The 25,011-nt window shown below is 71.9% G+C and carries 24 protein-coding genes; 15 read left to right on the forward strand and 9 right to left on the reverse strand.

All coding sequences use genetic code 11. The annotated features are described in order from the left end of the window. Positions 1 to 2 precede the first annotated feature (2 nt). The 3 genes from ACIQMU_RS01625 to ACIQMU_RS01635 form a co-directional block, all read right to left on the reverse strand. Positions 3 to 1,811: a cellulose synthase catalytic subunit gene (locus ACIQMU_RS01625; protein ID WP_352238256.1), complete on the reverse strand. Its 1,809-nt coding sequence runs from the start codon at positions 1,809 to 1,811 to the stop codon at positions 3 to 5. Positions 1,812 to 1,983: 172 nt separating this feature from the next. After that, complete coding sequence (locus ACIQMU_RS01630) at positions 1,984 to 2,277, reverse strand: MTH1187 family thiamine-binding protein (RefSeq protein WP_352238255.1); 294 nt, start codon at positions 2,275 to 2,277, stop codon at positions 1,984 to 1,986. Beyond that, positions 2,274 to 2,624: a DUF3817 domain-containing protein gene (locus ACIQMU_RS01635; protein WP_352238254.1), complete on the reverse strand. Its 351-nt coding sequence runs from the start codon at positions 2,622 to 2,624 to the stop codon at positions 2,274 to 2,276. The genes ACIQMU_RS01630 and ACIQMU_RS01635 overlap by 4 nt, the downstream gene beginning before the upstream one ends. A gap of 257 nt (positions 2,625 to 2,881) precedes the next feature. On the opposite strand from ACIQMU_RS01635, the gene ACIQMU_RS01640 reads away from it, so the two are divergent. The 4 genes from ACIQMU_RS01640 (at position 2,882) to ACIQMU_RS01655 (ending at position 5,551) form a co-directional block, all read left to right on the forward strand. Further along, positions 2,882 to 3,514, forward strand: a complete 633-nt coding sequence (locus ACIQMU_RS01640) for an AIM24 family protein (protein ID WP_402688236.1) — start codon at positions 2,882 to 2,884, stop codon at positions 3,512 to 3,514. Then, entirely contained in the window at positions 3,514 to 4,164 is a 651-nt protein-coding gene (locus tag ACIQMU_RS01645) for an AIM24 family protein (protein WP_352238253.1), read from the forward strand. The genes ACIQMU_RS01640 and ACIQMU_RS01645 overlap by 1 nt, the downstream gene beginning before the upstream one ends. Continuing rightward, on the forward strand, positions 4,161 to 4,925 hold the full coding sequence (locus tag ACIQMU_RS01650; RefSeq protein ID WP_352238252.1) for an AIM24 family protein: 765 nt from the start codon (positions 4,161 to 4,163) through the stop codon (positions 4,923 to 4,925). The genes ACIQMU_RS01645 and ACIQMU_RS01650 overlap by 4 nt, the downstream gene beginning before the upstream one ends. Before the next feature lie 149 nt (positions 4,926 to 5,074). After that, positions 5,075 to 5,551 (forward strand): MarR family transcriptional regulator, encoded by a 477-nt coding sequence (locus ACIQMU_RS01655; RefSeq protein WP_352238251.1) that lies wholly within the window; start codon positions 5,075 to 5,077, stop codon positions 5,549 to 5,551. A gap of 142 nt (positions 5,552 to 5,693) precedes the next feature. Here the strand turns inward: ACIQMU_RS01655 and ACIQMU_RS01660 are convergent, their stop codons facing one another. Together ACIQMU_RS01660 and ACIQMU_RS01665 are read right to left on the reverse strand one after the other, a co-directional pair. Continuing rightward, positions 5,694 to 7,142: a HAMP domain-containing sensor histidine kinase gene (locus ACIQMU_RS01660; protein ID WP_352238250.1), complete on the reverse strand. Its 1,449-nt coding sequence runs from the start codon at positions 7,140 to 7,142 to the stop codon at positions 5,694 to 5,696. Then, positions 7,139 to 7,801 carry a response regulator transcription factor gene (locus tag ACIQMU_RS01665; RefSeq protein WP_352238249.1) on the reverse strand — a complete coding sequence of 221 codons (663 nt, stop codon included), beginning with the start codon at positions 7,799 to 7,801 and terminating at the stop codon, positions 7,139 to 7,141. Before ACIQMU_RS01665 ends, ACIQMU_RS01660 begins: the two co-directional genes overlap by 4 nt. Positions 7,802 to 7,920: 119 nt before the next feature. On the opposite strand from ACIQMU_RS01665, the gene ACIQMU_RS01670 reads away from it, so the two are divergent. Both ACIQMU_RS01670 and ACIQMU_RS01675 read left to right on the forward strand, forming a co-directional pair. Beyond that, positions 7,921 to 8,604 (forward strand): PepSY domain-containing protein, encoded by a 684-nt coding sequence (locus tag ACIQMU_RS01670; RefSeq protein WP_352238248.1) that lies wholly within the window; start codon positions 7,921 to 7,923, stop codon positions 8,602 to 8,604. A gap of 268 nt (positions 8,605 to 8,872) precedes the next feature. Continuing rightward, complete coding sequence (locus tag ACIQMU_RS01675; RefSeq protein WP_352238247.1) at positions 8,873 to 9,313, forward strand: hypothetical protein; 441 nt, start codon at positions 8,873 to 8,875, stop codon at positions 9,311 to 9,313. Positions 9,314 to 9,418: 105 nt separating this feature from the next. Here the strand turns inward: ACIQMU_RS01675 and meaB are convergent, their stop codons facing one another. Together meaB and ACIQMU_RS01685 are read right to left on the reverse strand one after the other, a co-directional pair. After that, entirely contained in the window at positions 9,419 to 10,375 is a 957-nt protein-coding gene (gene meaB / locus ACIQMU_RS01680; RefSeq protein WP_352238558.1) for a methylmalonyl Co-A mutase-associated GTPase MeaB, read from the reverse strand. A gap of 48 nt (positions 10,376 to 10,423) precedes the next feature. Further along, on the reverse strand, positions 10,424 to 11,629 hold the full coding sequence (locus ACIQMU_RS01685) for an acetyl-CoA C-acetyltransferase (protein WP_402688043.1): 1,206 nt from the start codon (positions 11,627 to 11,629) through the stop codon (positions 10,424 to 10,426). 134 nt (positions 11,630 to 11,763) lie between these two features. Here ACIQMU_RS01685 and mce point away from each other — a divergent pair, with 134 nt between their 5' ends. The 7 genes from mce to ACIQMU_RS01720 all read left to right on the forward strand — a co-directional run bounded on the left by mce (position 11,764) and on the right by ACIQMU_RS01720 (position 21,482). Continuing rightward, entirely contained in the window at positions 11,764 to 12,192 is a 429-nt protein-coding gene (mce, locus tag ACIQMU_RS01690) for a methylmalonyl-CoA epimerase (protein ID WP_352238245.1), read from the forward strand. A gap of 246 nt (positions 12,193 to 12,438) precedes the next feature. Beyond that, a complete protein-coding gene (gene scy / locus ACIQMU_RS01695; protein WP_352238244.1) occupies positions 12,439 to 16,332 on the forward strand; it encodes a polarized growth protein Scy in 3,894 nt (1,297 codons plus the stop codon). A gap of 185 nt (positions 16,333 to 16,517) precedes the next feature. After that, positions 16,518 to 17,456, forward strand: coding sequence for a cellulose-binding protein (locus ACIQMU_RS01700; protein ID WP_352238243.1), 939 nt, complete (start codon positions 16,518 to 16,520; stop codon positions 17,454 to 17,456). 83 nt (positions 17,457 to 17,539) lie between these two features. After that, positions 17,540 to 18,535 (forward strand): ABC transporter ATP-binding protein, encoded by a 996-nt coding sequence (locus tag ACIQMU_RS01705; RefSeq protein ID WP_352238242.1) that lies wholly within the window; start codon positions 17,540 to 17,542, stop codon positions 18,533 to 18,535. Between the two features lie 5 nt (positions 18,536 to 18,540). Beyond that, positions 18,541 to 19,320, forward strand: a complete 780-nt coding sequence (locus ACIQMU_RS01710; protein ID WP_388533222.1) for an ABC transporter permease subunit — start codon at positions 18,541 to 18,543, stop codon at positions 19,318 to 19,320. Between the two features lie 162 nt (positions 19,321 to 19,482). After that, positions 19,483 to 20,637, forward strand: a complete 1,155-nt coding sequence (locus ACIQMU_RS01715) for an ABC transporter ATP-binding protein (protein WP_352238240.1) — start codon at positions 19,483 to 19,485, stop codon at positions 20,635 to 20,637. Continuing rightward, complete coding sequence (locus ACIQMU_RS01720; RefSeq protein WP_352238239.1) at positions 20,634 to 21,482, forward strand: ABC transporter permease; 849 nt, start codon at positions 20,634 to 20,636, stop codon at positions 21,480 to 21,482. Before ACIQMU_RS01715 ends, ACIQMU_RS01720 begins: the two co-directional genes overlap by 4 nt. An 86-nt stretch (positions 21,483 to 21,568) precedes the next feature. On the opposite strand, the gene ACIQMU_RS01725 is transcribed toward ACIQMU_RS01720, so the two are convergent. Beyond that, positions 21,569 to 21,898: an ATP/GTP-binding protein gene (locus ACIQMU_RS01725; RefSeq protein ID WP_352238238.1), complete on the reverse strand. Its 330-nt coding sequence runs from the start codon at positions 21,896 to 21,898 to the stop codon at positions 21,569 to 21,571. Positions 21,899 to 22,110: 212 nt separating this feature from the next. On the opposite strand from ACIQMU_RS01725, the gene ACIQMU_RS01730 reads away from it, so the two are divergent. Beyond that, entirely contained in the window at positions 22,111 to 23,160 is a 1,050-nt protein-coding gene (locus tag ACIQMU_RS01730) for an LLM class flavin-dependent oxidoreductase (RefSeq protein WP_352238237.1), read from the forward strand. Positions 23,161 to 23,276: 116 nt separating this feature from the next. Here the strand turns inward: ACIQMU_RS01730 and ACIQMU_RS01735 are convergent, their stop codons facing one another. Then, positions 23,277 to 23,669, reverse strand: coding sequence for an SCO5389 family protein (locus tag ACIQMU_RS01735; RefSeq protein WP_352238236.1), 393 nt, complete (start codon positions 23,667 to 23,669; stop codon positions 23,277 to 23,279). A 623-nt stretch (positions 23,670 to 24,292) separates the two neighbouring features. Here ACIQMU_RS01735 and nucS point away from each other — a divergent pair. Beyond that, the gene (gene nucS, locus ACIQMU_RS01740; protein ID WP_065488252.1) at positions 24,293 to 24,964 is read left to right on the forward strand and encodes an endonuclease NucS; all 672 of its coding nucleotides are present in this window, start codon (positions 24,293 to 24,295) and stop codon (positions 24,962 to 24,964) included. Positions 24,965 to 25,011: the final 47 nt, after the last annotated feature.

The raw sequence follows: 25,011 nt of genomic DNA on the forward strand, positions 1-25,011 counted from the left end.
GTTCAGTTCCCTCCTGCGGTGGTGGCGGTGGTGCCGGCGCCCGCCGTGGTGGTCGCCGACGGGGTGGGGGCAGCGGTGACGTACACCGGTTCGGGCTGCGGGGGCGCCGGGACGGGGACGGCGCGTGCGGCCTCGGCCCGCTTGTCCTGCCGGACGGTCCAGGCCCACACGACGACCGGGGACAGGGATATCGCCAGGCCCAGCGTCGCCCAGGTCCGCATCGCGACATGGGTGTGGCCCAGGTACACGGAAGCGGCGAGGGAGGACAGCAGGACCGCTGCCCAGAAGAGGTGGATACGGAAGGTGAGCAGCCGGTCCGGGGAGGTCTGGCCGCCCTTGGGCGTGACGACGAACCGGCCGTCGGTGCGCAGCACCGCCGACCCGAGCGACTTGAGGTAGATCGGCGCGGAGAGCGCGGACATCGCCATGCCGGCGAGGCCGCCGGAGCCCTCGGGCTCGTGCGGCGAGACGTTGTGCCGGCGGTTCCAGAGGTAGAGCCCGATCTGGAGGGCGGCGGCGTCGCTGTAGAGCATCAGCCAGATGGACGCGGCGACCTGGGTGCCGGACGCCCCGAACCAGAGGAACAGCACACAGCTGCCCACGCCGAGCAGCCAGTTGACGGCGGTCATCGGGTAGTAGACGAGCATCAGCGTGTAGCTGAGGAGCCGTCCGGGGGGCACCCGGAACAGCGCCTTGCCGTACTGCTTGAACAGCGTCTCGTACGTTCCCCGGGACCAGCGCAGCTGCTGGGTGAAGAAGTCCGTCCAGGAGGCGGGCCCCTCGCCCACGGCCAGCACGTCCGGGGTGTAGACGGAGCGCCAGTAGCGCCCGGTGCGCGGGTTGCGGCGGCGGTGGATCTCGAAGCCGGTGGCCATGTCCTCGGTGATCGAGTCGTACAGGCCGCCGACCTGCCGCAGCGCGGCGATGCGCACCACGTTGTTGGTGCCGACGAACATCGGGGCGCCGTAGCGGTTGCCCGCGCGCTGGATCAGGGCGTGGAAGAGGAACTGCTGCGACTCGGCGGCCTTGGTGACGGCCGAGTCGTAGTTCCCGTAGACCTGGGGTCCGACGACGAAGGCGACGTCCGGGTCGCGGAAGTAGCCCATCATCCGTTCCAGGAAGTTGGGCATGGGCACGTGGTCGGTGTCGACCGAGGCGAAGAAGTCGTAGTCGCCGCCGTGCAGGGCGATCCAGGCGTTGTAGTTGCCGTGCTTGGTCTTCGCCTTGTGGACGCCCCGGTCACGGTTCCACTCGGGGACGCCGCGCCGGGTGAAGTGGTGGACGCCCAGTTCGGCGCAGAGCATCCGGGCCCCGGGGTCGTCGCCCTCGTCGAGCAGCCAGACGTCCAGCGGACCGGCGTGTCTGAGGCGTACGGCCCCCTTGAGGGTGGCGCGGACCATCGAGAGCGGTTCCTTGCCGGGGACGTACGTGGTCAGGAAGGCGACCCGGGTGCCTGGCTCGGGCGTCACCGGGACCGGGTCCCGCGCGACGAGCGTGGCGTGGGCGATGGAGGCCACGTTGACCAGCATGAACAGCTCGATCAGGGCGATCGACACCAGCATCACGGTGTCGGCGACGACCAGCCAGCGCTCCCCGTTCTCCCGCTCGGTCCAGTGCGTGGGCCAGACCAGGTAGAGCAGCAGGATGCCGGTGAGCACCGGGGCGAGGGTCATCAGCAGGACGGCCCTCACCCGGTGCTTCTCCGTCGAGAGCAGGCTCTTGTACCGCACCCGGTACCCCGTCGGATCCGGCTCCGTGAGCGGACCCGCGAGCCGGCTGTAGGTGTCGTAGTCGTAGCCCTCCGACCGCACCGTGCCTCCCACTGTCGAACGGGTTGATATCCCCACAGAAGGGGACAGCTAACGGTGTGTCGACTTGGCAGGTCCGAGTGAGCGGTTTTTGATCCGGAACCGGAAAAGCCCCCGGCCGTGTGGCGCCGGGGGCTTATCGGGTGAACGCGGACCGTTCCGCGCGAACGGTGCGTCAGGGGGAGAGGTGACGCTCCACGGTCTCGACCTTCGAGGTCAGGCCGTCGGTGACACCGGGCCGGATGTCGGCCTTCAGTACCAGGGAGACGCGGCCGGCGCGGGCCTCGACGGCGGCGACGGCGCGCTTGACGACGTCCATGACCTCGTCCCACTCCCCTTCGATGGAGGTGAACATGGCGTCGGTGCGGTTGGGGAGCCCGGAGGCGCGGACGACCCGCACGGCGTCGGCGACGTACTCCCCGACGTCCTCGCCGACACCGAGCGGGGAGACCGAGAACGCGACGATCATGCGCTGACCGTGCCCTCGCGGCGGGCGCGGGCGGCGATGACGCCGTCGGCCTCGTAACTCTTGAGGAGCTTGTCGCCGTAGAGCCCGCCGAAGGGGATCACGGACAGGACGAAGAAGAGGGCGACGCGCTTGAGCGGCCACTTGGCCTTCACCCAGACGTCGAGCAGGAACACGGCGTAGATCACGAAGAGCGCGCCGTGGATCATGCCGAGCGGCATCATCAGGAAGTCGATGTCCGAGACGCGGCTGAGAACCGAGCCGAAGAGGATCAGGGCGGGGAAGGACAGCGCCTCGGGAATCGAGATGAGGCGCAGCCGGTGCAGGGCGGAAGCGGTCTTGATGTCCACAGGGGCACCTTCGGTGGGAGGGTCGCGAGGGCTTGTGAACCCAGGCACAAGCCGCCCCCATTGTGGCATCGCGCCGCCGCGTCCCCGGCGTCGGGGGCCGCACCGGGCACGGCGGGCGTATCGCCGCATATCAGGGCCGCCCCGCACGCGCACCGGCGGTGCCTCCCGGTGCGCGGCCCGAGCACCACGGCCCTCGGCCCTCGGCTTGGGGGCCCTGGCCCCGGCAGGGGGTCGAGGGCTACCTTCGATGCGTGGCGATGTTCCGACTCCAAGGCAGCAAGACGCTCGCCGTCGATCTGACCGGCGATGCCGTCAAGGCGAAGAACGGCTCGATGGTCGCGTACGACGGCCGGATGACCTTCAAGAAGATGTCCGGCGGCGGTGAGGGGATACGCGGCATGGTGACCCGCCGGCTGACCGGCGAGCAGCTGACGGTGATGGAGGTGTCCGGGCAGGGCACCTGCTACTTCGCCGACCGGGCGAGCGAGATCAACCTGGTCGCGCTGCGCGGAGAGACCCTGTACGTGGAGTCGAGCAATCTGCTGGCCACGGACGCCGGGCTGCGCACGGGCACGACGTTCACCGGGCTGCGCGGCGGGGCGAGCGGCAACGGCCTGTTCACCACCACGGTGGAGGGCACCGGGCAGGCGGCGGTCATGTCGGACGGCACGGCGGTGCTGCTGCGGGTGTCGCCGCAGTATCCGCTGACGGTCGACCCCGGCGCGTACATCGCCCACCAGGGCCGGCTCCAGCAGAGCTTCCAGGCCGGGGTGAACTTCCGGACGCTGATGGGCGAGGGCTCCGGCGAGGCGTTCCAGATCCGCTTCGAGGGCGACGGCCTGGTCTACGTACAGCCGAGCGAGCGCAACACCGTCGGGGGCGATGTCTGATGCCGTTCCGGGAGATCAACTCCAAGATGGTCGAGGCCACCCTCGCCCCGGGCCGGAAGCTGTTCAGCCAGCGCGGCGCGATGCTGGCGTACCGGGGCGAGGTGTCCTTCACCCCGAACGTCCAGGGCGGCCAGGGCGGCGTCGCGTCGATGATCGGCCGCCGGGCGGCGGGCGAGTCGACACCGCTGATGACGGTCGAGGGCTCGGGCACGGTGATGTTCGGCCACGGCGGCCACCACATCCAGGTGATCGAGCTGGCGGGCGACACCCTGTACGTGGAGGCCGACCGGCTGCTCGCGTTCGACGGGACCCTCCAGCAGGGCACGATGTTCATGGGCTCGCAGGGCGGGGTGATGGGCATGGTGCGCGGCCAGGTGACCGGCCAGGGCCTGTTCACCACCACCCTCAAGGGACACGGTGCGGTCGCGGTGATGGCGCACGGCGGAGTGATCGAACTGCCGATCACGCCGGGCCGGGACGTCCATGTCGACCCGCAGGCGTACGTCGCCCACCACGGCGAGGTCCGCAACAAGCTGTCCACGGCGGTCGGCTGGCGGGACATGGTGGGACGGGGCTCGGGCGAGGCGTTCCAGCTGGAGCTGAGCGGCAGCGGTGCGGTGTACGTCCAGGCGTCGGAGGAGAAGCTGTGAGCACGCCCGTGGTCTTCGACCCGATGACGCTGCCGTCGGACGACAACGTCAACTCCTACACCTTCTGCGTGGAGCTCAAGGGGAGCCGGTGGTTCCTGCAGAAAGGCAAGATGATCGCCTACTACGGGCAGATCGCCTTCGACGGCATCGGGCACGGCCGGTTCGAGCGGCTGGTGCGCGCCGGCTTCCATTCGCCGCTGCACGCGAGCGACTGGGTGGTGGCCGAGGGCAGCGGGAAGATGCTGCTGGCGGACCGGGCCTTCGATGTGAACTCCTTCGACCTGGAGGACGGCAACCTCACCATCCGGTCCGGGAACCTGCTGGCGTACCAGCCGACGATGGCGCTGAAGCAGTCGATCGTGCCGGGGTTCGTGACGCTGATCGGCACGGGGAAGTTCGTGGCCGCGTCGAACGGTCCTGTGGTCTTCATGGAACCGCCGCTGCGGGTGGACCCGCAGGCACTGGTGGGCTGGGCCGACTGCCCCTCCCCGTGCCACCACTACGACCACGGCTACATGACGGGCGTGATGGGCGGTATCCGGTCACTCACGGGGATCGGCGGAACGTCGGGCGAGGAGCACCAGTTCGAGTTCGCCGGGGCGGGCACGGTGCTGCTCCAGTCGAGCGAGGCGCTGATGGCGGAGCAGGCGGCGGGGGCGGTACCGAACGAACCGGGCGTCCCGGGCGGTGGCGGTCAACACGGGTCCGCCCCGCGCATGCCCGGCCAGCTGGGGGATCTCCAGCGTCGCTTCGGGTTGTGAGCGGTAGTCTGCGGAGTGTGACGTCGAACGTCTGCGCCCAGCCTGCGGTGCTTGCCGACGGGCCCGTCAGCACTCCGTCGGTCCGGGAGTGCCGGTCGTCACACCTCCCTATTTCGTCCGGCTTTCAACTTCTTAGGTAGAATCCATATATGGAGACCGAGACGGCCACCCGCTGGCTGAGCGACACGGAGCAGTGCGCCTGGCGCACCCACCTGGACGTCAGCAGGCTGCTGATGCACCAACTGGAGAAGGACCTCCAGCCGTTCGGCCTGACCATGAACGACTACGAGATCCTGGTCAACCTCTCGGAATCGGACGACCAGCGGATGCGGATGAGCGACCTCGCCGCCGCCACCCTCCAGTCCAAGAGCCGGCTCTCGCACCAGATCACCCGAATGGAGACCGCCGGGCTGGTCCGCCGCACCCACTGCGAGTCGGACCGGCGCGGACTCTTCGCGGTCCTCACCGAGCACGGCGCGGAGACCATGCGCAAGGTCGCACCGCACCATGTCGCCTCGGTGCGGCAGCACTTCATGGATTTGCTGGCCCCCGAGGCGCTCGCCGAGCTGAACGCGGCGCTGACCCCGATCGCGGAACACCTGCGCGGCAAGCGGGGCAAGCTGTAAAACCCGTGTCGGGCCGGGCGGGTGCGGCCCGGCCGGCTCGGCGCGGGCGGCCCCGGGCGGGCCGCACCGGGCCGATCCGCCGCCCGCCCGGTCAGCCGTGTCGGCAGGCCGGGCCGGGCAGCGGATCGGGCCGGGCGGCAGGTCAGGCCGGGCGGGGCAGCCACAGCCGGAAGGCCGCGCCGCCCTCGGCCGCCCGGTGCACCGTCAGCGTCCCCCCGTGCCGCGAGGCGACGTCCCGGGCGATGGCCAGGCCGAGGCCGGCGCCGCCGTCGTCCCGGCTGCGGGCGTCGTCGAGCCGGACGAACCGCTCGAAGATCCGCTCGCGTTCGCCGTCCGGAACACCGGCCCCGTCGTCCCGGACTTCCACCCGCACCCCGCGCCCGTCGGCCGCCACCGACACCGCGACGCTCTCCTCGGCGTGCCGCTGGGCGTTGTCCAGCAGGTTGCCGATCACCCGGGACAGTTGCCCGCGCGACCCGTTCACCTCGAACGCACCGCCCTCCGGCACCTCGACCGCCACCGGAATCCGGTCCGCGGCGCGCTGCGACACCTCCTCCCGGACCAGCGCCCCCAGCTCCACCGTGGCGCTTCCGGGCTTCTCCCCCGCGTCCAGCCGGGCCAGCAGCAGGAGATCCGCCGCCAGTACCTGGAGCCGTACGGTGTCGGCGACGGCGCCCGGGAGGTCGAGCAGCTCGGGGTGGGCCTCGGCCACTTCCAGCTGGGTGCGCAGCGAGGCGATCGGGGAACGCAGCTCGTGCGAGGCGTCCGCGACGAACCGCCGCTGGCGCTCCACGGACGCCTCCAGCACGGTGAGCGTCTCGTTCGTCGTCCGGGCCAGCCGGGCGATCTCGTCCCGCGAACCGGGCTCCGGCACCCGGCGGGCCAGGTCCTCGGACGCGGTGATCGCCGCCATCTCGCGGCGGATGCCCTCGACCGGCCGCAGCGCCCGGCGGGTCACCAGCCAGGTCACCCCGGCGACGACCAGCAGGAGCAGCGGCAGCCCCGTGAGCATCGCCCCGCGCACCGTGTTCACCGCCTCCTGCTCGGCGGCGAGCGGCGCCCCCGCGTACACGGTCAGGGTGACCCCGTCGGGGGTGGTCGCCTCGACGGCGGCGAAGCGGTAGTCGGCGGTGGTGCGGTCGACGGTGGCGGCGCCGTCGGAGAAGTCCGGGTCGTCGGAGGAGACCTCGCCCCGGCCGGGGCGTCCGCGGTCGTCATCGTCGGCGTCGTCGTCCTCGTCGTCGTCGCCCGGCGGGACGGGGGCCCCGGCCGAGGCCGAGGGCACCGGGGTGACGCCGGGCGTGCCGGTGCCGGTGACGGCCCGCAGGTCCTTGGAGACGATGACGACGCGGTCCTCCTCGTCGGTCACCTGGACGGGGTGGTCCTCGTCGTCGTCCAGTTCCAGTTCGCCGTACGGGGTGCCGGTGGCGAGCTGTCCGGCCACCTCCCGGGCCGCCACCTCGGCCTGGAGGTCCGCCTGGTCGATCAGGTTGGCCCGCAGGACCAGGAGCACGGCGAGGCCGGCCGCGACCAGAGCGACGGCGACGACCAGGGTGGCCCCGAGGGCGGCCCTGGCCCGTACGGACCTCACTTCGCCTCCAGCCGGTAGCCCGCGCCCCGCACGGTGCGGATGGTGGGCGCGCCGAGCTTGCGGCGCAGGGTGGAGACGTAGACCTCGACGATGTTCGGGTCCCCGTCGTAGGCGAAGTCCCACACGTGCTCCAGGATCTCCGCCTTGCTGACCACCTGGCCCGCGCGCAGGGCGAGCTGCTCCAGCACCGCGAACTCCTTGGCGGTGAGCGCGATCTCGTCCTCGCCGCGGACCACGCGGCGGGCGGCGGTGTCGATGCGCAGGGACCCGACGGCCAGGACGGGCGCGGCGGTGCCGGCCCCCCGGCGGCGCAGCAGAGCGCGGACCCGGGCGACGAGGACGACGTAGCTGAAGGGCTTGGTCAGGTAGTCGTCGGCGCCGGTGTCCAGGCCCTCGGCCTCGTCGTACTCGCCGTCCTTGGCGGTCAGCATGAGGATCGGCACCTCGTGTCCGGCGGCGCGCAGGTTCGAGCAGACGCGGTAGCCGTTCATGCCGGGCAGCATGATGTCGAGGATCACCAGGTCGTGAACGCCCTCGCTCGCCCGGTGCAGCCCCTCCAGCCCGTCGTGCACGACGTCCACGGCGAAGCCCTCGGCGGTCAGTCCCCGGGCCAGGGACACCGCGAGTCGCTTCTCGTCCTCCACGATCAACAGGCGCATGCGCACAGCCTCGCAAACTCCACCTGAAGACGGCTTCAGGTGGCTTCAGGCTGCGTTCAGCATCGCCCCGGCAGTGTGGCTCACGTCAACACAGCGGCAGCACTCGGGGAGGAACCCTCATGAAGCGCAACGTCACCATCGCGGCGATCACCGCGGCCGTTCTCATCGGCGGCACCACCGCCGCCACCGTCGCCTTCGCGGACAGCGACGGCGACCGTACGCCCGTCAGGAGCGCGAGCGCCGTGAGCCTCGCCGACGACGCCCCCGACGACGACGGGGCCCCGGCCGCCGCGAAGACCACCCGGATCACCCTCGACCGGGCCGTCGCCGCCGCCCTGAAGAGCGTCCCGGGCACGGTCACCGAGGCCGAGCTGGACGATGACGACGACCACGGCGGCCGCACGGTCTGGGAGCTCGACGTGTACGGCTCCGACAGGACCTGGCACGACGTGACCGTCGACGCCGGCGACGGCAAGGTCCTGAAGACCCGCGACGACGACAACGACGACCGCGACCGCTACGCGCCCCGCGCCTCCGCCGTCACGCTGAACGCGGCGGCGGACGCGGCCGGGAAGCACGCTCCGGGCAGCATCACGTCGATCGACCTGGACGACGACGATGACGATGACGACAGCCGCCGGGGCCAGGTCTCGCACTGGGACATCGACATCGCGGGCAAGGACGGCGAGCAGCACGAACTGCGCGTCGACGCGCAGACCGGCGAGGTCACCGCGGACCGCGACGACGACGGTGACGACGACCGGGACGACCGCGCGGACGACCGGGACGGCGACGACGGCTGACCCGCCGCCCACCGTCTGCGCCAGTCCGCCGGTCCCACCGTGGCGCGGCCCGGGGAACAAGACCGGGCCCACGGAGATCACCGGCCCCGGCACGCCACTCCCGCCCCGCGCCGTGGCGTCCGGGTCCGGGTGCGACCCCCGGATACGAGCGGTTCCGTCACGGTGGGCGAGGAGACCTTGCTCGGCGGGATTCTCGGACCGAATATGGGCCGGGCCCCTCCGGCGATCCGCCGGAGGCGCCTCCACCCACGACGCCGAGGACCGGCACATGAGCCACTACCCCGACCTGTCACCGTACGTCTACGACGAGTCACCCCACGCCATGCTCAACGTCGGCTGGCTGCATCCCGGACGCGGTCACGCCACCGGGGTCGTGGACGCACGGGTGGTGCGGGCGTTGGTGCTCCTCAGCGCCGCCTACGACAACCAGATGCGCGGCTTCCATCGGTGCGGGTTCTGCGACACGGACCGGATCTCCGTCTCCGGCGGGCCGAACGGGGACGCCCGGGTATGGCTCGGTTCGGCGGAGATCCGGGTGCGGGGAGAGGACGGAACGGTCTACGCCGCGCCGAATCTGGTCATCCACTACATCACCGCGCACCGCTACCGCCCACCCGAGAGATTCTGCCGTGCGGCGGTCGCAGCGGCGGGAATCGCGGCGACCGGAACGCCGGGTCCGGTGCGCTGGGGCGCGTCCGGCGGATCTTGACCGGGCCCGCGGCGCCGGGCACGGCCTGTCCGGCACTGATCCGCCGGACACGCCCTGACCCCATGGCCCCGGCCGCTTCACGGCGGCCGGGGCGTCAGCACCTGCTCAGGGGTTGCCCGTCAGCCCCGCCACCAGCTCGTCCGCCGCCGCGTACGGGTCCAGGGTCCCCGCCACGATGCGCGCGGCCAGGGCGTGCAGGCGGCGGTCGCCCCGCAGGTCGGCGATCCTCTCGCGGAGCGCGGTGACGGCGATCGTCTCGACCTCGTGCGCGGCGCGGGCGGTGCGGCGCTCGGCCAGGACGCCGTGCTCCTCCATCCAGGCCCGGTGCTTCTCCAGGGCCTCGACGACCTCGTCCGTGCCCTGGCCCCGGGCGGCGACCGTCTTCACGATCGGGGGGCGCCAGTCGCCGGGGCCCCGGGACTCCCCGAGGCCCAGCATGTGGTTCAGCTCCCGGGCGGTGGCGTCCGCGCCGTCCCGGTCGGCCTTGTTGACCACGTAGACGTCACCGATCTCCAGGATTCCGGCCTTGGCCGCCTGGATGCCGTCGCCCATGCCCGGGGCGAGGAGCACGACGGAGGTGTCTGCCTGGGAGGCGATCTCCACCTCGGACTGGCCGACGCCGACCGTCTCGACGAGGATCACGTCGCAGCCCGCCGCGTCCAGCACCCGGATGGCCTGCGGCGCGGACCAGGCGAGGCCGCCGAGGTGGCCCCGGGTCGCCATCGAGCGGATGTAGACGCCCGGGTCGGAGACGTGGTCCGCCATCCGGATCCGGTCGCCCAGCAGCGCCCCGCCGGAGAACGGCGAGGACGGGTCGACGGCGAGGACGCCGACCCGCCTGCCCGCGCGGCGGTAGGCGGTGACCAGGGCCGAGGTGGAGGTCGACTTGCCGACGCCCGGCGATCCCGTGAGCCCGACGACGTAGGCGTGGCCCGCCAGCGGAGCCAGCGCGGCCATCACCTCCCGCAGCTGCGGGGACGCCCCCTCCACCAGCGAGATCAGCCGGGCCACCGCACGCGGCCTGCCCGCTCTCGCCTGTTCGACCAGCGTGGGGACGTCCATGTCCACGTTCACCGCTCCGTTCGCCTTGCCCTCGTGTCCTGCCGGGTACTACTTGCCGGGAACGCGGATGATCAGCGCGTCGCCCTGACCGCCGCCGCCGCACAGCGCCGCCGCGCCGGTGCCCCCGCCGCGCCGCTTCAGCTCCAGGGCCAGGTGCAGGACGACCCGGGCGCCGGACATCCCGATGGGGTGGCCGAGCGCGATGGCGCCGCCGTTGACGTTGACCTTGTCCGAGGTGACGCCCAGGTCCTTCATGGACTGGACGGCGACGGCCGCGAACGCCTCGTTGATCTCGATCAGGTCGAGGTCGTCGACGGTCAGGCCGTCCTTCTTCAGGGCGTGCCGGATGGCCTGGGAGGGCTGCGACTGGAGGGAGTTGTCGGGGCCCGCGACGTTTCCGTGGGCGCCGATCTCGGCGATCCAGTCGAGGCCCAGCTCCTGGGCCCTGGCCTTGCTCATCACGACGACCGCGGCGGCGCCGTCGGAGATCTGCGAGGAGGTGCCGGCGGTGATCGTGCCGTCCTTCGCGAAGGCCGGGCGCAGCTTGCCGAGGGTCTCCACGGTCGTCTCCGGACGGATGCCCTCGTCCTGGGCGAAGAGCACCGGGCCGCCCTTGCGCTGCGGAATCTCGACCGGGGTGATCTCGGCCTCGAAGAGGGCGTTCTTCTGCGCCGCGGCGGCCCGCTGGTGGGACTGCGCGCCGATCTCGTCCTGGGCGGCGCGGTCCAGCCCGAGGCGGCCGTTGTGCTTCTCGGTGGACTCTCCCATCGGGATGTTCTCGTAGGCGTCGGTGAGACCGTCGTACGCCATCGAGTCCAGCATCTCGATCGCGCCGTACTTGTAGCCCTCGCGGGACTTGGGGAGCAGGTGCGGGGCGTTGGTCATGGACTCCTGGCCGCCCGCGACCACCACGTCGAACTCCCCGGCGCGGATGAGCTGGTCGGCCAGCGCGATGGCGTCGAGCCCGGAGAGGCACACCTTGTTGACGGTGAGCGCCGGGACGTTCATCGGGATGCCGGCCTTGATCGCGGCCTGCCGGGCGGGCATCTGGCCCGCTCCGGCCGTGAGCACCTGGCCCATGATCACGTACTGGACCTGGTCACCGCCGATGCCGGCCCGCTCCAGGGCGGCCTTGATGGCGAAGCCGCCGAGGTCGGCGCCGGAGAAGCTCTTGAGGGAGCCGAGGAGGCGGCCCATGGGCGTCCGGGCGCCCGCGACGATCACTGAGGTGGTGGTACCGGTCGTTGCTGGCATGGGCACGGCCCCTTGGGATCGGATGTGAACGAGGGTTTACTTGAATGTACTGAGCGGTACCGCGCCCGTCATCCGGCAACCGGTGTGACGGCGCGCACGTTGCGTAACCATGGCGGGAACGCTGCACTGGATTCATGCTGACGCGAATCGACCACATCGGGATCGCCTGTTTCGACCTGGACAGGACCGTCGAGTTCTACCGTGCCACGTACGGGTTCGAGATGTATCACTCCGAGATCAACGAGGAGCAGGGCGTCCGGGAGGCCATGCTCAGGATCAACGGGACCTCGGACGGCGGGGCCTCCTACCTCCAGCTGCTGGAGCCCACCCGCGAGGACTCGGCCGTGGGCAAGTGGCTGGCGAAGAACGGGGAGGGGGTGCACCACATCGCCTTCGGCACCGAGGACGTGGACGGGGACGCCGCGGACATCCGCGAGAAGGGCGTCCGCGTGCTGTACGACGAGCCCAGGACGGGGTCGATGGGGTCCCGGATCACGTTCCTGCACCCCAAGGACTGCCACGGCGTCCTGACCGAACTGGTCACGAGCCGGGCGGAGCACTGACCACCGCATACCCGGCCCGGTAGAGTGGGCGGTTCCGGACCGGGGCCGGGTCGGGGCCGTACCACGTCCTCGTCATTTGTCTGTCACCATTCCCCGGGGGACCGCTCGCCGGCGTGCAGTACGCGCCGTGTGGAGAGTTACGACCAGGGTTGGGGTCTCCCCCTGCTCAGTGGGGCATCCCCTGCTCGAACGAAGTCGAGAGTCTGGGGAAAGAGTTGAGAGCTCGGGGAAGGATGGGACCGCGCAGTGCGGGGCTACGAACGCCAGGAGAGCCACCGGGCTGAAGACGACCATCTCTCGCGGTTCGAAGCCGAGATGGACCGGCTGAGGACCGACCGGGAGAAGGCCGTCCAGCACGCCGAGGACCTCGGTTACCAGGTCGAGGTCTTGCGTGCCAAGCTGCACGAGGCCCGGCGCAATCTCGCGACCCGTCCCGCCTACGACAGCGCTGACATCGGCTACCAGGCCGAGCAGATGCTGCGGAACGCGCAGGTCCAGGCCGAGCAGCTGCGCAGCGACGCCGAGCGCGAACTGCGCGAGGCGCGGGCCCAGACCCAGCGGATCCTGCAGGAGCACGCCGAGCACCAGGCGCGCCTCCAGGCCGAGTTGCACGCCGAGGCCGTCCAGCGCAGGCAGCGGCTCGACCAGGAGCTGGCGGAACGCCGCCAGACCGTCGAGTCGCACGTCAACGAGAACGTCGCCTGGGCCGAGCAGTTGCGCGCCCGCACCGAGTCGCAGGCGCGCCGCCTGCTGGAGGAGTCCCGCGCCGAGGCGGAACAGGCCCTGGCCGCCGCCCGCGACGAGGCCGCCCGGCTGGCCGAGGAGACCCGTCGGCGGGCCGGCTCGGAGACCGAGGCCGCCAGGACCGAAGCGGAAGCGATCCTGCTGCGCGCCCGCAAGGACGCCGAGCGCCTCGTCCAGACCGCCTCCGCGCAGGCCCAGGAGGCCACCAGCCACGCGGAGCGGCTGCGCTCCAGCACCACCGCGGAGACCGACCAGGCCCGCCAGCAGACCGCCGAGCTGAACCGGTCCGCCGAGCAGCGCCTCTCGGAGGCCGAGACCCGGCTGCGCGAGTCCCGCCTGGAGGCCGAGAAGCTCCTCTCCGAGGCGAAGGACGCCGCCGCCAGGCAGCTGGCCGCCGCCGAGTCGCAGAACGAACAGCGCACCCGTACGGCCAAGTCGGAGATCGCCCGGCTGGTCGGCGAGGCCACCAAGAACACCGAGGCGCTGAAGGAAGAGGCCGAACAGGCCCTCGTCGACGCCCGTGCCGAGGCGGAGCGACTGGTCGCCGAGGCGGGCGAGAAGGCCCGTACGGCCGCCGCCGAGGACGCCGCCGCCCAGCTGGCCAAGGCGGCCCGCAGCGCCGAGGAGGTGCTGACCAAGGCATCCGAGGACGCCCGGTCGACGACGAAGGCGGCGAGCGAGGAGGCCGAGCGCATCCGCCGCGAGGCGGAGGCCGAGGCCGACCGGCTGCGCGGCGAGGCCGCCGAGCAGGCCGACGAGCTCAAGGGCGCGGCCAAGGACGACACCAAGGAGTACCGGGCCAAGACGGTCGAGCTCCAGGAGGACGCCCGCCGGCTGCGCGGCGAGGCCGAGCAGCTGCGCGCCGAGGCGGTCGCCGAGGGCGAGCGCATCCGCGGCGAGGCCCGCCGCGAGGCGGTCCAGCAGCTGGAGGAGGGCGCCCGCACGGCCGAGGAGCTGCTGACCGAGGCCCGTTCCGACGCGGACGAGCTGCGCACCAAGGCGAACAGCGAGAGCGAACGCATCCGCACCGAGGCCGCCGAGCGCGCCGCGACCCTGCGCAAGCAGGCCGAGGAGACGCTGGAGCGCACCCGGACCGAGGCCGACCGGCTGCGGGCCGAGGCCGAGGAGCAGGCGGCGGCCGTCACGGAGGCCGCCGAGCGCGCCGCGGCCGAACTGCGCGAGGAGACCGAGCGCGCCGTCGCCGCCCGGCAGACGGAGGCCGCCGACGAGCTGGCCCGGCTGCACGCCGAGGCCGAGAGCCGGCTCACCGCCGCCGAGGAGGCGCTCGGCGAGGCCAGGACCGAAGCCGAACGCGTCCGCCGCGAGACGAGCGAGGAGTCGGAGCGGCTGCGCAACGAGGCGGCCGAGCGGCTGCGGGCGCTGGCCGAGCAGGCGGAGGCGGAGGCCGAGCGGCTGCGTGACGAGGCCGCCGCCGACGCCGCCCAGTCCCGCGCCGAGGGCGAGAGCGTCGCCGTACGGCTGCGCGGCGAGGCCGCCGCCGAGGCGGAGCGGCTCAGGTCCGAGGCCCAGGAGAGCGCCGACCGGGTGCGCGCGGAGGCCGCAGCCGCCGCCGAGCGGGTCTCCGCCGAGGCCGCCGAGGCGCTGGACGCCGCCCAGGAGGAGGCCACGCGCCGCCGCCGGGAGGCCGAGGAGATCCTCGGCGCGGCCCGGACGGAGGCGGAGCAGGAGCGCGAGCGGGCCCGCGAGCAGAGCGAGGAGCTGCTCGCCTCCGCCCGCAAGCGGGTCGAGGAGGCGGAGGCCGAGGCGCACCGGCTCGTCGAGGAGGCGGACGCCCGGGCGACCGAGCTGGTCACGGCAGCCGAGCAGACCGCCCAGCAGGTACGGGACTCCGTCGCGGGTCTGCAGGAGCAGGCCGAGGAGGAGATCGCCGGGCTGCGCTCGACGGCGGAGCACGTCGCGGAGCGCACCCGGAGCGAGGCGCAGGAGGAGGCGGACCGGGTCCGCGCCGACGCGCACGCGGAGCGGGAGCGTGCCGCCGAGGACGCGGTCCGCCTGCGCCGGGAGGCGAACGAGGAGGCGGCCCGCCTCCGGCGGGAGGCCGAGGAGGAGACCGACGCGGCGAAGGCGCTGGCCGAGCGGACCGTCGCCGAGGCGATCAGCGAGTCGGAGCGGCTGCGCGCGGACACCTCCGAGTACAGCCAGCGGATGCGGACCGAGGCGTCCGACGCCCTGGCGTCGGCGGAGCAGGACGCCTCGCGTGCCCGGGCCGAGGCCCGGCAGGACGCCAACCGGATCCGTTCGGACGCGGCGGCCCAGTCGGACCGTCTGATCGGCGAGTCGACCACCGAGAGCGAACGCATCCGCAACGAGGCCGCCCAGGCGTCCGAGCAGCTCGTCGTCGAGGCCACCACGGAGGCCAACCGCCGCCGGGCCGAGTCCACCGAGCAGGCGGACCGGATGCTGGCCGAGGCGACCGGCGAGGCCGAACGGCTGCGCGCGGAGGCGGCCGAGCGGCTGGGCTCCGCGCAGGAGCACGCGGCCCGCACCCGCGAGGAGGCCGAACAGCTGCGCGCCGAGGCGGAGTCGGCGGCGGAGGAGCTGCGCTCCGAGGCCCGCCAGGAGGCGGACCGGCTGCTGGACGAGGCACGGGAGGCGGCGGCCAAGCGCCGGGCCGACGCGGCCGAGCAGGCGGACCAGCTCATCGACAAGGCGCGCGAAGAGGCGCTGCGTACGGCCACCGAGGCCGAGGGGCAGGCCGACACGATGGTCGGCGCGGCCCGCAAGGAGGCCGTGCGCATCACCTCGGAGGCGACCGTCGAGGGCAACACCCTGGTGGAGCGTGCCCGCGCCGACGCCGACGAACTGCTGGTCGGCGCCCGGCGCGACGCGACCGCGATCCGGGAGCGGGCCGAGGAGCTGCGGGCCCGGCTGGAGAGCGAGATCGAGGAGCTGCACGAGCGGGCCCGCCGGGAGACGTCCGAGCAGATGAAGACCGCGGGGGAGCGTGTCGACAACCTGATGAGGGCGGCGACCGAGCAGCGCGACGAGGCCGAGGCGAAGGCCAAGGAGCTGATGGCGGACGCCAATTCGGAGGCGAGCAAGGTCCGTATCGCCGCGGTGAAGCGGGCCGAGTCGCTGCTGAAGGAGGCCGAGGCCAAGAAGGCCGGCCTGATCCGCGAGGCCGAGAAGCTGCGCGCCGACGCCGAGGCCGAGGCGAAGCGGACGGTCGAGGAGGGCAAGCGCGAGCTGGACGTCCTGGTGCGCAGGCGCGCGGACATCAATACGGAGATCTCCCGTGTCCAGGACGTACTGGAGGCGTTGGAGTCTTTCGAGGCTCCGACCGGGGGCGGGAAACCGGCCGGCGGTTCCGGGGGAGGCGCCAAGGCTCCCGCGGCGGCGGGCACGCGATCGGGGGGCAAGTCGTCCGAGCGGTAGCCGGTCCCCGGCGCGCCGCGCTTCGTCATGGACGTTCAGACCCTGCGAGTGGCAAGCGCTCCGGGGGCCGGCCACTCAAAAGGGGTGTCATTCTCCAGATCAAATAGGCATCTGCACGCTGACACGCCGTTATGGCCCCTAGGATTCCCTCTATCACCTCACCGGTCTCATTCGACAGGAACCTCATGAGTGACCCTTCCTCCCCCTTCGGCTTCGAGCTCGTGCGACGTGGCTACGACCGCGGTCAGGTGGACGACCGCATTTCCAAGCTCGTCGCCGACCGCGACAGCGCTCTGGCCCGAATCACCTCTCTGGAAAAGCGCATCGAGGAGCTGCACCTCGAAACGCAGAACGCCCAGGCCCAGGTAAACGACGCCGAGCCGTCGTACGCCGGCCTCGGCGCCCGTGTCGAGAAGATTCTCCGCCTCGCCGAGGAGGAGGCCAAGGACCTGCGTGAGGAGGCCCGTCGCGCGGCCGAGCAGCACCGCGAGCTCGCCGAGTCGGCGGCCCAGCAGGTGCGCAACGACGCCGAGTCGTTCGCCGCCGAGCGCAAGGCGAAGGCCGAGGACGAGGGCGTCCGCATCGTCGAGAAGGCGCAGGGCGAGGCGAACACGCTCCGCACCGACGCCCAGAAGGACGCCCAGCAGAAGCGCGAGGAGGCCGACGCCCTCTTCGAGGAGACCCGCGCCAAGGCCGCCCAGGCCGCGGCCGACTTCGAGACCAACCTCGCCAAGCGCCGCGAGCAGTCGGAGCGCGACCTCGCGTCCCGTCAGGCCAAGGCCGAGAAGCGGCTCGCCGAGATCGAGCACCGTGCCGAGCAGCTCCGCCTGGAGGCCGAGAAGCTCCGCACGGACGCCGAACGCCGGGCCCGCCAGACGGTGGAGACCGCCCAGCGCCAGGCCGAGGACATCGTCGCCGACGCCAACGCCAAGGCCGACCGGATCCGCAGCGAATCGGAGCGCGAGCTCGCGGCGCTCACCAACCGCCGCGACTCGATCAACGCGCAGCTGACCAACGTCCGCGAGATGCTGGCGACGCTGACCGGCGCCGCCGTGGCCGCCGCCGGCTCCCCGGCGGAGGACGAGTCCGCCACCCGCGGCGTCCCGGCCCAGCAGACCCGCTGACCCCGGCACGCGCGGTACCCCCGTGTGCGCCCGGTTCCGCCTTTGTGGTGGCGCCGGGCGCTCAGGCGTTCTAGCGTGAGCGCATGATCGAGCTCGAGGGACTCACCAAACGATTCGGCAGTAAGATCGCCGTCGATCATCTGTCGTGCCAGGTCAGACCTGGCATCGTGACCGGCTTTCTCGGTCCCAACGGGGCGGGCAAGTCCACCACGATGCGGATGATGCTCGATCTCGACAACCCGACCAGCGGTACGGTGCGGATCGACGGCAAGCACTACCGCGAACTCCAGGAACCGCTGAAGTACATCGGGGCACTCCTCGACGCCAAGGCGATGCACGGCGGCCGCAGCGCGTACAACAACCTGCTGTGCCTGGCCCAGAGCAACCGCATCCCGAGCAGCCGGGTCGACGAGGTGCTCGACATGGTCGGCCTGACCGCGGTGGCGAAGAAGAAGTCCAAGGGGTTCTCCCTCGGCATGGGCCAGCGGCTCGGCATCGCCTCGGCTCTGCTCGGTGATCCCGAGATCCTGATGTTCGACGAGCCGGTCAACGGACTGGACCCGGAGGGCATCCACTGGATCCGCAATCTGATGAAGGCGCTCGCCTCGGAGGGCCGGACGATCTTCGTCTCGTCCCACCTGATGAGCGAAATGGCGTTGACCGCCGACCATTTGATCGTGATCGGCCAGGGCAAGCTGCTCGCCGACACCTCGATGGCGGATTTCATCCACGAGAACTCCCGCAGTTACACGCGACTGCGTTCCCCTCAGCAGGAGCGGCTGCGCGACGTGCTGCACCAGGAGGGCTTCACTCCCGTCGAGACGGCGGGCGGCGTCCTGGAGGTCGACGGCGCCACCACCGAGGAGCTGGGTGAACTGGCGGCCCGGCACCAGGTGGTGCTGCACGAGCTGAGTTCCCAGCGGGCCTCCCTGGAAGAAGCGTTCATGCAGATGACCGCCGGTTCGGTGGAATACCACGCCCACTCGGAGCGGGACCCGGCGGCGGAACCACCTGGGGTGGGAGCCGGCTGGGGCGAGAACTGGAACAGGCCCGACGGCGCCGACGGCAAGGGGGCGTGACGACCATGGCATCGGTACCCGCGGTTCTCACCTCGGAATGGACCAAGATCCGGTCGGTCTCCTCGACCACCTGGACCCTCATCTCCGCGTTCGCCGTCACGGTCGTGATGGGGGCGGCGCTGAGCGCCCTCCTGAACGCCCAGTTCGACGATCTCTCCGAAGCGGAGCAGGCCACGTTCGACCCCACTTTGGTCAGCTTCTCCGGGACGGTTCTGGGCCAGCTCGCGATGGTGGTGTTCGGCGTGCTCGTCGTCGGCACCGAGTACAGCTCCGGCATGATCCGAACCTCTCTGGCGGCGGTGCCCCAGCGTGCGACGTTCCTCCTCAGCAAGATCACAGTGGCGGGTGGTCTGGCGCTGGTGGTCGGTCTGCTCACCAGCTTCGTCTCGTTCTTCCTGAGCCAGGCCATGCTCGGCGACCGGGGCACCGACCTCGGCGCGGAGAACGTGCTGCGCGCGGTCGTCGGCGGCGGGCTCTACATGGGGCTGATCGCGATCTTCTCCATGGGGGTGGCGGCGATGCTGCGCAGCTCCATGCTGTCGCTCGGCATCCTGATGCCGTTCTTCTTCCTGGTCTCGCAGATCCTCGCGGCGGTGCCGGGAGCCAAGAGCGTCGCCCGGTACTTCCCCGACCAGGCCGGTTCGAAGATCATGCAGGTCGTTCCGGAGGCGATGGGCAGCGATCCGGCCCCGTACGGTCCCTGGGCGGGGCTCGGGATCATGGTGCTCTGGGTCCTGGCCGCGGTGCTCGGCGGTTTCCTGGTCCTGAAGAAGCGGGACGCGTAAGGGGGCCCCGTCGCATGCCCTGATCCGTGTGACGGCCCGGTAGCGGGCTGTGCGCGACTTGGCCGGAACGGTCAGCACCTGGTTATCCTCCTAATTCTTACGGGGGTGCGCGGCCGGGTGGCCCGAGCCCCGAACGACAGAGTGAGTCGATGGGGCTGGAGAATGATCGAGGCAGTCGGCCTGACCAAGCGCTACGGCGTGAAGACGGCCGTGGACGACCTTTCCTTCCAGGTGCGGCCGGGTGCCGTCACCGGCTTCCTCGGTCCCAACGGATCCGGCAAGTCCACGACCATGCGCATGATCCTCGGTCTGGACCGCCCCACCGCGGGCAGCGTCACGATCGGCGGCCACCCCTACCGCGATCTGCCGAACGCCCCGCGCCAGGTGGGCGCGCTGCTGGACGCCAAGGGCGTGCACGGCGGGCGCACCGCCCGCAACCACCTGCTGTCCCTGGCCCAGCTGGCCGGCATCCCGGCGGCCCGGGTCGATGAGGTGCTGGGCGTCGTCGGCCTCCAGGACGTCGCCAAGCGGCGCTCCAACGGCTTCTCGCTCGGGATGGGACAGCGGCTCGGGATCGCGGCGGCGCTGCTCGGCGACCCGCAGGTGCTGCTGTTCGACGAGCCGGTCAACGGTCTCGACCCCGAGGGCATCCACTGGGTCCGCAATCTGATGAAGATGCTGGCCGCCGAGGGGCGCACGGTCTTCGTCTCGTCCCATCTGATGAGCGAGATGGCCCTCACCGCCGACCATCTGATCGTGATCGGGCGCGGCCGGCTGCTCGCCGACATGAGCGTCACGGACTTCATCTCCGCCAACTCCGCCGACTTCGCCCGGGTCAGGGTGCCCGACGACGGCCCCGCTGCCCGGGAGAAGCTGACGGCCTCGCTCATCGAGGCGGGCGGCCGTGTCATGTCGGAGCCCGGCGGGGCGCTGCGGGTCACCGGGCTGCCGTTGCCGGGGATCAGCGAGGTGGCCCACGGCTGCGACGTACGGCTCTGGGAGCTGTCGCCGCACCAGGCATCCCTTGAGGAGGCGTACATGCGGCTGACGCAGGGCGTGGTGGACTACCGCTCGACGGACGACGCCAAGGCGGGCCTCGTGGAGCCGCTGCCGCAGGAGGCGTACGGGAGCGGCGGGGAGGGCTTCACGTCCCCCGAGCCGGTGGAGGTGCCGCAGGAGGGCTGGTACGCCCCGCCGCCGCCCGTCGCCGGGCCGGGCCCCGGCCTCTCCCCCGCACTCGGCGCCGGGTCCCCGGCCGCCGTCCCGGCCGAAGAACCGGCCAACGCCGCAGCGCCGACCGACAAGGACCTCCGATGACGACGCCGGCCACCCCGCGGGCCCACCAGCAGGCGCCGGAAGCGGGCCCGCCGGGCTCGTACGAGTCACCGATCCCCATCCGGCCCGCCACCCTCGGTGACGCGGTCGCCTCGGAGTGGACCAAGATCCGCTCCGTGCGCGCCACGATGTGGGCGCTCGGCGTGATGATCGCGCTGATGCTGTCGATCGGGATCGGCGCCGCGCTGCTGATCGCGGCGGAGGGCGGCAGTATGGCGGACGAGCCCGTCGTGGGGCTCGGCTTCTTCGGGGTGCTGCTGAGCTCGATCTGTGTGATCACCCTCGGTGTGCTCACCATCGGATCCGAGTACAGCACGGGCATGATCCGTACGACGCTGACAGCCTGCCCGAGCCGGGCCCGGGTCCTGTCGGCGAAGGCGATCGTCTTCTTCTCGCTGGCCTTCGCCGTCACGGCGGTGACGGCCACGGTGGTGGCGGGCATCCAGAACCTCATCCTGGACGGCGCTCCCGCGTCGGCCGGCGAGTGGCTGCGCGGCACGGTCGGAATCGGGCTCTACATCGCGGCCCTCGGCCTGCTGTCGCTGGGTGTGGGGGCGATCGTGCGGCACTCGGCGGGCGCGATCACCATCATGATCGGCGTGGTGCTGCTGCCTCTGGTCCTCGCACTGTTCATGTTCGCCGAGAACCTGCGGGGGCTCCAGCGTTTCCTGATCGGCTACTCGATCCCCAACCAGCTCGGCGGGCTGTACGGCTCGACGCTCATCGACTCCGGCCCGTCCGGCTGGGAGCCGCTGCTGCTGATGCTGGGGCTGGCCGTCGTGGTTCTGGGCGGTGCGGTCGCGATACTGCACCGGCGCGACGTCTGAGGGGCGGGCGGCGCCCGGCGCGTACCTCCGAGGGACCCGCTCGGCACCCGGAGAGGCCGCTCGGCATCCGAGGGGTCCGCTCGTCGTCAGTAGCGCGGCGCGTTCCGTGACCGCTGCACCCGGGTGGTGCGGCGGTCCCTCGCGTTCCAGCACGCCTTGTGCCAGTGTCTGCGGTCGTCGATGCCGCCGAACTCGGGCCAGGCGACGAGATGCGGGACCCCGGAGGGGATCTCCTGGTCGCAGCCGGGGCAGCGGTACCGCTTGCCCCGGGCGCTCGCGCCGCTGACCGGGCGCACCGACCACTCCTCGCCCTGCCAGCTCTCGGTGGCCCCTCCCCCGCCGTACCTGCCGGGCGCCGAGCCGAGGCGTTCATCGGAAATCTCGCCGCCACGGGGGCGGTTGCGGCGCGGGGACACGGGACACCTCACGGGGGCGGATCGGGCACGGTTCTCCCAAGCCTAGGGCCTGGCCCCGGGGGCGGCCGTCGGGCGCCGCGGCGGCCCGATCCGGCACAGGGGTGAGTTAGCGGAAAATCGCAACAACTTCCGCCCGGACCGTGCCTTTGGCACGTGTCGGACGTTGTTGCCGGTGGGGGAGAAACGCGTCGGCCGCAAGGAGGCAATAGGCGATGCGCATCGGAACATTCGTTCTGGCAGCCCAGTTCCCGGGGCAGGGGCCGGGTGAAGTCCTGCACCGGGCCGTGCGGTCCGCCGAGGCCGCCGAGGTGAGCGGTCTCGACTCGGTGTGGCTGGCCGAGCACCACTTCGTGCCGTACGGGGTCTGCCCGTCCGCGACCACACTGGCCGCGCTGCTGCTGGGCCGCACCCGCAGAATCCGCATCGGCACGGCGGTCAGCGTGCTGCCCAACCACCACCCGGTCGCCCTCGCCGAGCAGGCCGCCCTGCTGCATCTGACCAGCGGCGGGCGCTTCTCGCTGGGAGTGGGCCGGGGCGGCCCGTGGGTGGACCTGGAAGTGTTCGGCGGGGGTCTCGACGCGTACGAGAACGGCTTCCCCGAGGCGTTGGGCCTGGTGCTCGACTGGCTGCGGGAGCCGCGCGTCGCGGGGCGCGGCGAGCGGTTCGGGTTCCGCGAGGTGGCGGTGGTGCCGCGCGCGGACGAACTGCTGGAGGGCCCGGGAGACGCGGGTCCGGTTGCCGCGGGGCCCGAGGTCGTGGTGGCGTGCACCTCTCCGAAGAGCGTACGGCTGGCGGCGCGGCGGGCACTCCCGATGCTGCTGGGAATGCACTGCGGGGACGAGGAGAAGGCGGAGATGGTCGCTCTGTGGCGTACGGCGGCCCGGGAGGCCGGCCATCCGCCCGAGGTGGTGGCGGGAGCAGAACACGTGTCCGCCGGGGTGGCCCAGATCGCGGACGGTGCCGGAGACGCCACGGAGCTGCTGGTGAAGACGATGCCCGGCTGGCTGCGCCAGGGGCTCGACGCCCATGTCACGGTCGACGGCAGGCACCGCGTGATGCGGGACCCGGTCGCGTACACGGAACTGCTGTGCGGCATGCATGCGGTGGGCCCGCCGCGGCTGGCCGCCGACCGGCTCGCGGCCACGGCCGAGCGGACCGGGATCACGCGCTTCGCTCTCCTGGTGGAGGGGTCGGGCGATCTCGCGGCGACCGAGGAGAACGTCCGGCGCCTGGGCGCCGACGTGCTGCCACTGCTCACCTGACCTGCGCGGCTCGGCCTTCCTCGGGGACCGCAGTGGGACGTGTGGTGCGGTGGTACGGGAGCTGCCGCCCCGGAGCCAGTTGCACCTCCCGCGGCCCGGGACGGCAGCAGAAGCGTTCAGCAGTCCCGTAGTCCGGGCGACTGGTTGAGCAACTGGCCCCTCACCGAGGTGAATTTGGCCAGTCGGTCGTCGACCGAGGCGTCCAGCGGGAACACCGCGACGCGGTGGCAGTTCTGGAATGCCAGACGCACTCCGAAGTGCCGCTGGAGCGCGCCGCGAATCGCATCACTCGCGAGCGCGCGCAGCAGCTGACCACGTGCCTGCTCGTCCGGCGGCGGCGTCTGGTTGTCGGCGAACTCTCCGCCGTCGACCTTCAACTGAGCCACCAGCGAGCTGATCATCTCCCATGCGAAGGGCAGGGAGGTCCGGACGCAGTCGACGAAGTCGGCTTCGTCGACCTCGCCTCGCTCGGCCTGTTCCAACAGCGCCGGTGAGACGTCGAGCGACATGGGTTCTCCTCTCGCGACCCCGGGCAGTGGCCGGGGCCTTACGGGCAGGGAAGGGGGGCGACGACGCAGCGTGCACGGGCGGCGACCTCCTGCTTCCACGTTAAGCGCGCGGTCGGGGCCGCACCAGGAGATTGGGAACACAACCGGCCAATAACGAAGGGTCGCAAAGAGGGGCAAGCCCGCTCGGCCGCGACGCGACGTGCACCGAGTGACAGGAGACGGCGGGTGGGGCGATCGCGTTGAGCCCCGAGCCGGCCGGCCGTGGCCACAGCCCGAGGTTGACGTGAAGTGGCCTGCCCTTCGCGGCGGCGCGGCACCCCGGCGGGCAGCACGGAGCGGGGAGCGGCCCGCGGCACCGGGCCCGCCGGCCGAAGCGCCCGCGCCGGGCCGGACCACCGCCCCCGCGGCCCCTCGGGAGCGTTCGTCCCGGGCCGGCCCCCGGCGACGGCGCCGTCGAAGGGGCCGAAGCGGTGCGGCTCCGCTTCCCCGTAGACTGTCGGCCCTGTCGAAGCCCGTGGGATACGGGGCGGACGCCGTTCGCCTCGCATCCCGCCCATGTCCCGCGGTCTCCGTGGTCGCACCCGAAACACGCAGCTCAGCTGCTGTAGAGAAGGGCAAGTGCCATCCGTCTCGTCATCGCCCGTTGCTCCGTGGACTACGCGGGCCGGCTCACCGCCCACCTGCCCTCCGCACCCCGATTGATCCTGGTGAAGGCGGACGGAAGCGTCTCCATCCACGCCGACGACCGGGCGTACAAACCGCTCAACTGGATGTCCCCGCCGTGCACCCTGAAGGAGGGCGCCGACGGTGAGGAAGGCGTCTGGACCGTGGTGAACAAGGCGGGCGAGAAGCTGATCATCACCATGGAGGAAGTCCTCCACGACTCGTCGTACGAGCTGGGCGTCGACCCGGGGCTCATCAAGGACGGCGTGGAAGCCCACCTCCAGGAGCTGCTCGCGGACCGGATCGAGATCCTCGGCGAGGGCCACACCCTGATCCGCCGGGAGTACCCCACCGCGATCGGACCGGTGGACATCCTGTGCCGGGACGCGAACGGGCAGACGGTGGCCGTGGAGCTGAAGCGGCGCGGTGACATCGACGGCGTGGAGCAGCTGACACGCTATCTGGAGCTGCTGAACCGCGACCCGCACCTCGCGCCGGTCCGGGGCGTCTTCGCCGCGCAGGAGATCAAGCCGCAGGCCCGGGTGCTGGCGACGGACCGCGGCATCGGCTGTGTGGTCCTGGACTACGACGCGATGCGGGGCATCGAGGACGACAAGCTGCGGCTGTTCTGATCTGACCGGGACGGACGGAAGCCGGGCGGCTCGCGCGAAAGCGCGCA

It is taken from the genome of Streptomyces sp. NPDC091649, assembly GCF_044756785.1.
Classification (GTDB): Bacteria; Actinomycetota; Actinomycetes; order Streptomycetales; family Streptomycetaceae; genus Streptomyces.